This is a genomic window from Oscillospiraceae bacterium (genome assembly GCA_015068525.1).
In the GTDB taxonomy this organism is placed as follows: domain Bacteria; phylum Bacillota; class Clostridia; order UMGS1840; family HGM11507; genus SIG450.
In genome coordinates this window covers 76,518-87,082 of sequence record SVKJ01000008.1, presented here as the reverse complement: position 1 = coordinate 87,082, position 10,565 = coordinate 76,518, and the positions used below count along the sequence as shown (strand labels likewise).

General features: G+C 30.5%; 6 protein-coding genes. 2 read left to right on the top strand and 4 right to left on the bottom strand.

Going from position 1 to position 10,565, the window contains the following annotated elements:
• Window positions 1–1,291: hypothetical protein (locus E7419_04365; protein MBE7014425.1), on the bottom strand; the 1,291-nt coding region annotated here is incomplete at its 3' end.
• Between the two features lie 612 nt (window positions 1,292–1,903).
• Between E7419_04365 and E7419_04360 the strand changes: the two genes are divergently transcribed.
• Complete coding sequence (locus tag E7419_04360; GenBank protein ID MBE7014424.1) at window positions 1,904–2,779, top strand: helix-turn-helix domain-containing protein; 876 nt, start codon at window positions 1,904–1,906, stop codon at window positions 2,777–2,779.
• A gap of 896 nt (window positions 2,780–3,675) precedes the next feature.
• On the opposite strand, the gene E7419_04355 is transcribed toward E7419_04360, so the two are convergent.
• Window positions 3,676–4,668: a hypothetical protein gene (locus tag E7419_04355; GenBank protein MBE7014423.1), complete on the bottom strand. Its 993-nt coding sequence runs from the start codon at window positions 4,666–4,668 to the stop codon at window positions 3,676–3,678.
• 406 nt (window positions 4,669–5,074) lie between these two features.
• Between E7419_04355 and E7419_04350 the strand changes: the two genes are divergently transcribed.
• Window positions 5,075–5,272 carry a hypothetical protein gene (locus E7419_04350; protein MBE7014422.1) on the top strand — a complete coding sequence of 66 codons (198 nt, stop codon included), beginning with the start codon at window positions 5,075–5,077 and terminating at the stop codon, window positions 5,270–5,272.
• A gap of 111 nt (window positions 5,273–5,383) precedes the next feature.
• On the opposite strand, the gene E7419_04345 is transcribed toward E7419_04350, so the two are convergent.
• On the bottom strand, window positions 5,384–9,367 hold the full coding sequence (locus tag E7419_04345; GenBank protein MBE7014421.1) for an S-layer homology domain-containing protein: 3,984 nt from the start codon (window positions 9,365–9,367) through the stop codon (window positions 5,384–5,386).
• Window positions 9,297–10,190 (bottom strand): helix-turn-helix domain-containing protein, encoded by an 894-nt coding sequence (locus E7419_04340; GenBank protein MBE7014420.1) that lies wholly within the window; start codon window positions 10,188–10,190, stop codon window positions 9,297–9,299. The genes E7419_04345 and E7419_04340 overlap by 71 nt, the downstream gene beginning before the upstream one ends.
• Between the last annotated feature and the right edge of the window lie 375 nt (window positions 10,191–10,565).

Below are 10,565 nucleotides of genomic sequence, written 5' to 3'. Positions count from 1 at the left end.
TTAACAAGAATGCATTCCACATATCTGCTGTATATCTGTAAGGTCCGTATCCGCTTCCTATCTGGAAATAATGACCTTCATACATAAAGTCTCTTGCAGGAATCATTTCGTTATATAATCTTCCGCCAACAAGTTCGTAAAATTCAGGATATTCATCATAAATTGCAACCGCTGCTGCAAACAAATCTTTTAAAAGTTGACTTTCACTTCCGTGACCAACGAAATTACCCTGTTTTGTTGCAGGCCAGCCAATTTCCATTGTTGTTGCAAGATTAACAATATGCCCGATAAGTTCTTCTTTTTCAGTTTCATCAAGAAGGTCATAACACCAGTCATATATAAGTGCTGTTACATAAATTGTATGACCTGCGGCTCTTGTAACAAATTTATTATCTGTAAGAACAAGTGTATTGCATATATTTTTAATATTTGTTATAGCTTTTTCTCCATAAGAAAAATTCTCAACATTATCGATAAGATACATAAATGCACAGCTTTCCGCTATTGCAAGTTCAGTTTCAGAATAGTTATTTTTACTGTTCTCCAAAAGAATACCGTTCTTATTCTGCGTTGCATAACTTTGAACCTTTGCATACATATCTTTGTTTTGTTCATGATTTAAATTCTTTTTGACCGTTTCAAGCAATTGGGAATTTACAAGAACTCTCGGATGCTCATCCTTTGGAGGATAAACCTTCGGTTTCCCGTATGTATCAGGAAGATTTTTATCAATAGTGTTGTTTGCTCCATCAATTCCCGAAGGAGTATAAGAGCCGTTATCGGTTACAAGGATTTTATCAAGACAAAATCCATTCGCACTATTTCCTTCTCTTGAAAAAAATCTTATTGTATAAGTTCCTTTATTAAGATATGCTTTTTCAAGTCTTGACCACAAATAATTTGTCTCATCTATAGGGAATTCTTTATATACATAACTTTCAGAACTAACCCCTGCATAATATACCGAGTCACTTCCTGTAGTTTGAGACTTACTTCTTATCCATATATTATAATATCCGATTTGTGAAACGTTAAAAGTATATTCAATATAACCTGCATCGTTATACGATGGAGTCTTGGCAGTGTTATTCACATAAGTTTTAAGGCTGTATCCTTCCGATGCAGAAGAATCTTCAATTAACTTAAAATTATGCGTATTACCCACTTCAAAACCTTCTGCTTCAATTATAACAGGCGATGCATCTGATGCGTATATAAATAAAGGCAAAGCACTATGACATAATATAAGAACAGATATCAATAGGCTTATTTTGCGTGTAAGTTTTTTCATAGTATTCCTCCTGACAGCCGACGGCTAATATATTTTAATAAGAGGTTTTATTGCATATATACAATAAGTGGATAGCCGTCGGAAAGTTATCCGAACTCGTTTTTAAATTGTAAATTTTTGATATAATTTCGTTAAAAGTCTTGGAAATATCGCATATTCCCTGCACCTTTTATCTCATTCTATCGAAAAATTTCCTAATTTGAAAATTCTTCGAACCTATAACTCTTAAAAATTCTGGTTTTTCCAGGCGGAAGATTTCGATAATACGAGGTATATCGGAATCGACAACAACGAAAAAGCCGATTTTTAAGGGTTAGAGGCGGGTTCGGATAGCTCTCCGACGGCTATCCCTTTATCGCTTTTTTGTTCTCTACTTTTAATTACATTATTTGATTTTCCATTTTTATTTTACCATATACATCTTGATGTTTCTTAATGTGTTTTTATATCTTTTTCGGGTTTTTTTACATTTTATCACTAAACTTATCTTCAAATTAATTTTATCATACACTTATAATAATTCAAATGGATAATTATGTAAAAAAACTGTATTTTTTTACACTATCTTTATATAATATACTTGACATTATAAGAAAAATTTGTTAATCTCAAATGGAAAAATATATCATTGGAAGGGAAAGGAAAATGAAAATGCAATATAAAGATATGGATGAAATTTTAATACCTTTTTATAATTTTATTGAAAATGATTTATATATCACTACCGTAGGATACACAAATTTTTCGCATATTGCAGAACCTTTTAAAGATTATCGTGTACGTTATCATTATTCTATAAGTTTTGTTATAAATGGTGCAGGAACTTTATATGTAGGCAAAAAGAAGTACAAAATAAAGAAAGGGGATATTTTTATGCTCCCCAACGAAACTAAGGCAAAATATTATCCTGAAAAGAAAAGCCCCTGGGAGTATTTCTGGTTTAATTTTAATGGTAATAAAAGTGAAAAGTATCTTAATCTTATAGGTTTTGAAAAAGACAATTATGTGATTCAAGTCAGCGACTTTAGTGATATAATTTATCAATGTGAAAATTTAATTAAAAAAAGGTTTAAGGACGATAATGTAAGTTATTATGAAGTTCTATCCGTTTTTTATAATATAATTGACTCATTTATTAAAAAGCAGAATAATTCTCTTTCAAACAACAATATTGTAGAATCTATTATAAAATATATAAAACTTCATTATTCCAGACCTTCACTTACAATTGAAGAAATATGTAAAAATTTTAATATAAGCCATTCATATCTTTGCAAACTTTTTAAAAACAAAAGTGAGTTAACAGCTAAAGGAAATATAATAAAAGTCAGACTCGAGGAAGCACAAAAACTTTTATTAAACACAAACTTAAGTATTAAGCAGATTGCCTATTCCGTAGGATTTGCCGATGAGACATACTTTATGAAAATGTTTAAAAAATCTATCGGTATAACGCCGTCTTCGTACCGTAATAAAATTAACAAATGAAGTAACTCACAGCACTAAAAAAAGGTCGTTGCCTTAATAAAGTGAAACCACTTATTAAGGGACGCCCTTTTATGTTATGTTTATGTCAATAAAATTACTGTTATATATTTTTAAAATTCTTTTAAAGACCTATTTCACCTTTTAACTTGACTTGCAACTGTCTTTAAGGTATTGTGTGTTGAATAAAGGATGTAATAGTGAAACAAAATCCTTTGATGCTTTTTTGATGATGTAGCAGACGGAAACATTGGAAATAGATGAAACAGGATGGAAAATTGATGCAAAAATAGTGATATTCCATCTTCGATGGAGTGATATTTTTGATAAATCAAAAGTGATATTGAAACTTCCAGTTTCAGTGATATTATCTTTGCCTTTATACTGTGCGAAATCACAATACCACTAGGCGTAAGCCGAGTATAACTGCGTAGCAATATAACTTGCCAAAAGCAAATATAACTGAAAAAAGACATCCAATGGATGTCTTTTTTCTTGGCAGGGGTAGTAAGACTTGAACTCACGGCACGCGGTTTTGGAGGTCATGTCAAATTAAAAAGACCGTTCAAATTGTTCCCACCGCTCCGCCGTTTGTAACACTCGGTCTTTTGAACCTTATGCCTTTTGATGCTTTATTGATGCTATTGAAAATTCTCCTATAACTAAACACATCTAAAAAAACAATCTATTAATTTATTAGAATAGTTTGAACCTGTTGCCACTTTGTCCCGAACGCTCGCTAAAGCCTGATATATAGCGGTTTTTTCTTTTTTTAGTCCTTTCCGCTACATTCAACATACTCTTTAGACATTTTATCTCCACTGTTTCCATGTAGTCCAGAGCTAACTGTGGGATATCATGTGGTCAAAATAAATTTTGCTATAAATTCATTTTAACTGTTATATTCTGTGTTTTTTTGATTTTTTTACAAAATTAAAAAGGGTGGAGTTTTCTATATAGAAAACTTGTTCTTCTAATATGTTTGTATTAGCACCATAGTTCTTAAAAATATAAGATATTTTCTGAGAATTATAAGAGATGGCTCCCATATCGATGGGATTGAAAGAGGGGTTATAATTATTTATAATTAGTTTGTGAGACGCATTTGTTTTTAACCATTTAACTATAGTTTCCCAATATGTAGCATCTGTTTCACCAAACGACATTCCATATACATAAATAATATCTGAATTCTCTATGATTTTCTGAACCTCGTTATGTGTATTACATCTGTTCATGGTTGTAACTTGATTTGATTTAATTATGTGTTGTAACAATTTGTCATTGTTTTTAAGCTTGTCATTGTTTATTTGAGATTTATCATTTAGTCCCAAAATAAACCCTTTATTAGTATTTCCGTGTATTGATATAACCTGTCCAATAGAATTGTGTGTCGTCTTTGTATCAAAAGAATACCTTTTTTTGCGAATTTTAGCAACCATTTTATTAAGAATTTTGGTGTAATTAAATGTAATAAAGTTGATTTCATTGTTTTCCGAATTATCAGCATATAAATCAAAGAATGGATATAGATAACCTTTTTTATTGTAATACATTGCGAAAGTGCGCTTTAATTCTTTTTTTATTTTCCTAAATTTATATTTAAACTTTTTTTCTTGTTCTGACAAATATAAGGAAAGGCATTTCTTTATATCATTTAATCCTTTAATAAAATCATCAATTGTTTCCTCATCATAATGAATTAAAATTTTGCCAAGAGAAGATTCCAAGTCACTCCAGCAATTATATTGTTCTAATTTTTTCTTAAAGTATTTTACAATATCTGAATCTTCTTCTTTTTCAGGTAGATATGTTTTAAGAAATTCAGGATATGATGTTTTTAAATTTTGGTTTAAATCAAATCCATTTCCAATAAAAAAAGTTATTTTCATATTAATTCCTCCTTTGTGCCTGTAACATTGCTTTTAACTATTATATGAAGTGTTCCTTACAATTATATCCTAAAATTACATTTTAATCAATAATTTTACATATTTTTATAAAAATTGGGATAAGAAAAGCTAAATTATAGAACGCTGTAAAATTTTAGCTTTCAAAAAGCATTTCCGAAAATCAGACAAATTCAGTACTGTTATTGTTGTGAATCGACATAAGTTTAGAAAAAGAAAGTTAGTTTCTAAGTAAAAGTTAGCATAAGAAAAAGTTGTTATAAATTGCCAAATAAACTTTTTTTGTGATATAATATTAAGAAAATAAGTTTTGATTTGTCGAAAAACTAATATCATTTTCAGAATAATAATTGAAAGGAATTATAATAAGAATACTAAGGAGAAAAATATGGAATACGAAAAGTTAAGAACTATTGTCTTTACGATAACAACAGCAATGTTATTCTTTATTTTGGGTCTATTATCTGATTTTATAAAGACAAACTTATTTTTGGGAATATCTTTAAGTGGGATAATATCTCTTGGCACATATCGATTTATACTAAAATTAGCAGAGATGATAATGATAAAATGTAAATTTATATAAAAACTAGTCTTTGGAAATAAATACCTTGAAGGTATTTGGGTAGGGGTATATATTGCTGAGGGTGACACCCCTAGGTTTTATTATGAGTGTTTTGAACAGGATTTTTCAGGCTTAATAATCAGGGGAACATGCTTTAACGAAGATGGTACATATAACATAATTTTTACCTTCTATTTTTCCATAGTTAAAGGAATTTTCTAATGTTGTTCTGAATTTATCACCTATTATTCCTCCTGCATAATTGTCCGAGCATATAATATCTCCGTAATTATTACAATTTATAATACTATTTATCCCTGAACCTGACACACCTATAATTCCACCTGTACCGTGTGATTGATAACTTTTAACATCGGCATAATTATCAACATTCGAAACAACCGAACTGTCAGAAAGACGACCTGCCAATGTACCGAAATAACTTATTCCTGAAATTGACTGAGAGGTTATACTTCCACAAATTTCAAGATTTTTAACAGTAGCTCCTGAAAGTATATGAAACAATCCGCCTGCACAATACAAATTTCCCGTTTTGATATAATCGGTTGATGATAAAGATGATGAAATATTTATTTTCTGCTTAACATCATAATTAATAACTCCATCAGTTTTATTTCCACCTATAAGCTGACCTGTAAAAATGGTTTTTGCAGGTTTAAAATCTTCAGGAAGAGAAAGCGGTGTTTTGTCAAACCCTGTAAGCAAATATACTTTATCCAATTCATTGGTGGTTCCCAAACCAAACACACTTGTAAATTGCTTTACAGTAGATATAACATACGGATCTTCATAAGTTCCCGAACCATCAGAATAAACAAAATCGATTTCGTAAGCATATGAGGTTTCAAAAAGGTTTCCTTTCTCATCGTAAACCGATACAAAAACTTCGCTTAAAGTTCCTGATGTATCAGTAAGTTTATATGTATTATTTTCATTAAATTCCGTGATGACAGTATCATCGGCATTATCCATCGATATAATATATTTACCTATATTTTCACAAATTGAAGGTGTTAATGTAATGTAAGCTGTAGCAATTGAATATGAACTTTCAGGATTTACATAATCATCTTCATTTATTGCAGGCATATCATAAGGGAATCCGGTTATCGTATGTGCATTAGTTGCGGCATATGGATTTGATGGCGATGAAGAGTATTTTACAAATCCGCCTGCATTCTCAATCTCTTCCAAGATAAGCACTCTCTCAATATGATTAAGTTTACCATTGGATACAACTGCTCTTATAACTTCTCCACGTTTTAGCGGAGTGACATTGATATTATGAGGGTTTTCTGATGTTGTACTTCCTTTTATCAATGCTTTATATGGATAATAACAAGTATCAAGATCAATTATCGCTGATTTCTTTTCACCTTTTTCAAAATAGTGAACTTTGGTAACTATCTTATCCAAAGTTTCGTCGTAAGCTTCGGTTGTTTCTAAGAAAATACCCATAGGATTTACACTGGATACACTTCCTGAACGATATGTATCTCTTCTTCCTCTTACAACCAGAAGTCCTGCGACACCTGTATCAGGGTCAATATCGTAACCTTGTACGTCAATAGAATATGCTGCAGGTAAATTTGAAATTGATAATACCTTGTAATTTTCATCTATCTTTTCCATTTCATAATATTTTATATTATCAGGTGATGAGAAAGAAGATGATAAATAACCTGAATTATAGCCATACGGTTTGTAAGGTGCGAGACTTTTTAGCCCCCATGTATCAATTTCCGGAATGTGTAAAACAGTCGTTTGTGATGTTATAAAGAATTTACCACCAAGACCTTTATTAGTTCCTCTGAAAGTAATAATTCTCGGACTTCTGAAACCGGCTTTTAAGGTATCGAAACTATTTGCATCATCTTCATAGTACTGAATAACAGATTGCTGGACATAAGTTTCGGATATATTTCCTGTTGACAAATTAGGGTTTGGTGTATCGGTATCAATACTTACAATCTTATTGTCAGACACTTTTATAATTGCAGGTCTGCCTGTAGTTTCTGCCCCTGTTACTATACCTGATACAGAAGGGCGGTCATTTATAAGCGAAAGTTTTTCCAAAGCAGTTTTACCTGCAACTCTTACTCCGTCAACCGTTGCTTTGTCAGATAAAACCATTTCATTCATTTTACCGTCTTTAGAAAAGAATTTTATAAGAATATACTCGTCACTGTCAGATTTTTTTACAGCCTTTACAATATAAGCATAATCTTTAGCTGCACCATCTTCAGTTTTTGCATAAGCAACTTTACCAGTTATATCAAGGAAAAGTTCAATTTCTTTTCCGATTTTTAAAGTATTTAAAAAAGATGCTTTAACACATGTGATACTTGTTGAAAGTTCATATTGTGTTCCAGAAGAAACAAAAAGTTTACCATCCTGCCCTACACTGTCAAGATTATCTTCAAGTGACTTTTCAGATACAGCAAGCATATAGTATGTTTTCCCGTCAATTTTTTCCGGACATTCTGCAACCGAAACAACCATACCTTTTTCAATATCTTTTAAACTTTTGAATTCACCGTTTATTATAAAATCGTAAATATATTCATCACTGTTTAACTCTATTGATTTTATGGGATTAAAGAGGCAGGAAATTCCTTCGTTATCTTCTTCGGTTATAACACTGTCAACCACAATATTTCTTGCAGGTGCATTATACATTCCGGCAAAGTAGTTAAAACTATATATTAAAATTACATCGTATTTCCCATCCCCTGTATTATCGGAAAATTCAACGTATCCATCAGACGGAAGGAGTTCTGAAAGTGTTTTGTCAATTATTTTAACACCATTATATATAAGAACTGGCTTTTCGGAGGATAAATTGACCTTATCGGTATCCGAAGTATTTTCATCAAGGTCATACTCAACATAAGAAGCAGTAACATTTATAATATTCTTTGCGTTAAGAGTTACAATTTCAGAATTCTTGTGAGGTGCAACATAAACGAACTCATATCTTCCTTCCCGGGTATTATTTTTAATATATGCTTTTACCCTGTGACCAAGATAGGAAGAAACGTTTATATCACTTATGTATGCAGTAACCAAAGATCCATCTCTGGTTAATCTTATAACTGCTTTTTCTCTATCATCAATTGAATTTCCTTCTATACTTACAATACCATTATCAATAACAGTTGCATCATATTCATAAATAGAGAATCTGTCACTTAATATAGTTTTAGTACTATCAACTTCAAGTTTAACACCATCAGTTCCCAGTGACACCATCTTCACAGGGTTTGCAAAAAGTGAATTATAAATAATTCTCGCAGCATCTCCGCCATTTATTATATCAAAAAGTGACAAACCAACATTTTTTAAAACGCCTGTTTGCCTAGCAATTTCATAATAACCTGTTGGATACCCTCCAAACTGCTCAGCATGATAGGAATATCCAAGCGAATTTATAACCATTGTCAAAGCATCTATAAGTGATATCTGCCTATCAGGATTGAAATTTCCGTTCAAATCTCCATTTACTATTCCTAAATCCCTGCAGGCTTTTATATATGAATAATATTTATGTTCATTTGTCACATCATTAAATGCAGGTTCTCCAAGATGAGATGAAAAATCGGTTTCAGGATAAAGCATATCAAGCAGCATAACCGATATTTCCCCTTTTGTAATAACAAGTGTGGCATCATAATCATCATCGATAAGTTTAAGATTTTTTAAAAACTCAATTTCCATAATATACTCTTCGTTAAATCCATCCGCAAATACTGCAAAAGACGGACATAAAGTAAAAATCACAGATAACAATAATATTAGTGCCATAATTTTCCTTTTAATCATAAGCTTATTCCTCCTTTTAACATTCCATTGTAAACTTAGTATAACATCACAAATCGCCCTTTTCAATTGGATAATTTTTCGTAAATTTTGGACAAAAATACTATATTTTTCGCACAAAAAAACACACTTTGTACAAAGTGTGTTTTTAACCCTTGTTTTTTTTAAAAAAAGGAAACAAATCGAGTAATAAAAAATGTAATTATCAGGAAAATCTCCTATATTTTCCCGGAGAAATTCCTGTCTCCTTTTTAAAAACTCTGCAAAAATACGCATGATCGCTAAATCCAAGTTCTTCAGAAACTTCGCTTATTTTCTTATTATATTGTAAAAGCATAACTTTTGCTTTTGAAATCTTAATCGAATTTAAATATTCGGTAAAATTTCTCCCTGTAATAGTTTTAAAAACATAGGAAAAATACGAAGGCGTCATATTTGCCATTTTACACATATCATCTATATAAATTCTTTCCTTGCAATGTTCATTCATATAAAGTATTATTTTTGCAATAGCGTCTTTATACTTATTTATCAAATTGCTTTGAGAAATATCCACAATCTTGCTATATTGCCTTGCGATTATAGAAAGTATCTTTAATATATTTGCTTTAGTATACATCTCAAAAAACATTTCTTTATGCTCATATTCCCAGACAATTTCTTCGAGCAATTTTTCAATTTCCTTAACTGCGGAACCATCAAGTGAAAAAATAGGTTTTATTTTTTCAGTATCGACTATAAATGGTTTAAGATAATTAAAATCAAAATTATCCTTTTCTCCATTTGGATTGGCAATAAATTTTTCCACAAATTCGCATCCGATAAGTTCCATATTTTCAGTATTTTCAGCAATAATTTTATGGGAAACATAAGGAGGCAAAATAAATATATCGCCTTTTGAAAGTTTATATTCTACATCATTAAAATAATGAATACACTGACCATTCTTCACATACCATATTTGCATATAATCATGATAATGAAATTTTTGAACATACGTCTCTCCTAAAAGACTTCCAACAATTTTTATAACCTTAAAAGGATAACCTCCAAAAAATTCCTTTGCAGTACAAAATAAAATCTTATCTTTTTCCAGCATATTCACAATCACCTCAATATTTTACACATTAAATATTTGGATTATTTTACGCAGATATCTTTTTTACTTTTCTACATTTAAAAGGGTTTTTAAAAAATTTACGTCTCTTTTTTGTATTATTATACTATATTTCTAATTAATTGTCAACATATTTTAATTTAACCTATAACTTTATTTATCATACTCATATATTTGTATTAGCGGTATTTTTATTAAAACAGGAAAGTTCCTTCTCCTCAAATAAGTGATGAAATACGAATTAGTCAGCGTTTACTCAAGGAAAAGGCAGCAGTGTGTTTTCTTAACACAAAACCTTTACACAAGGGATCCGAAAATATACCCTGATAATAAACTTAAGGACATATCAAAATTTGA

Coding starts and splice junctions, on each gene's coding strand:
- E7419_04360 (MBE7014424.1), top strand. CDS start 1,904: ATGGAAAAATATATCATTGGAAGGGAAAGGAAAATGAAAATGCAATAT.
- E7419_04340 (MBE7014420.1), bottom strand. CDS start 10,190: ATGCTGGAAAAAGATAAGATTTTATTTTGTACTGCAAAGGAATTTTTT.
- E7419_04355 (MBE7014423.1), bottom strand. CDS start 4,668: ATGAAAATAACTTTTTTTATTGGAAATGGATTTGATTTAAACCAAAAT.
- E7419_04345 (MBE7014421.1), bottom strand. CDS start 9,367: ATGCGTATTTTTGCAGAGTTTTTAAAAAGGAGACAGGAATTTCTCCGG.
- E7419_04350 (MBE7014422.1), top strand. CDS start 5,075: ATGGAATACGAAAAGTTAAGAACTATTGTCTTTACGATAACAACAGCA.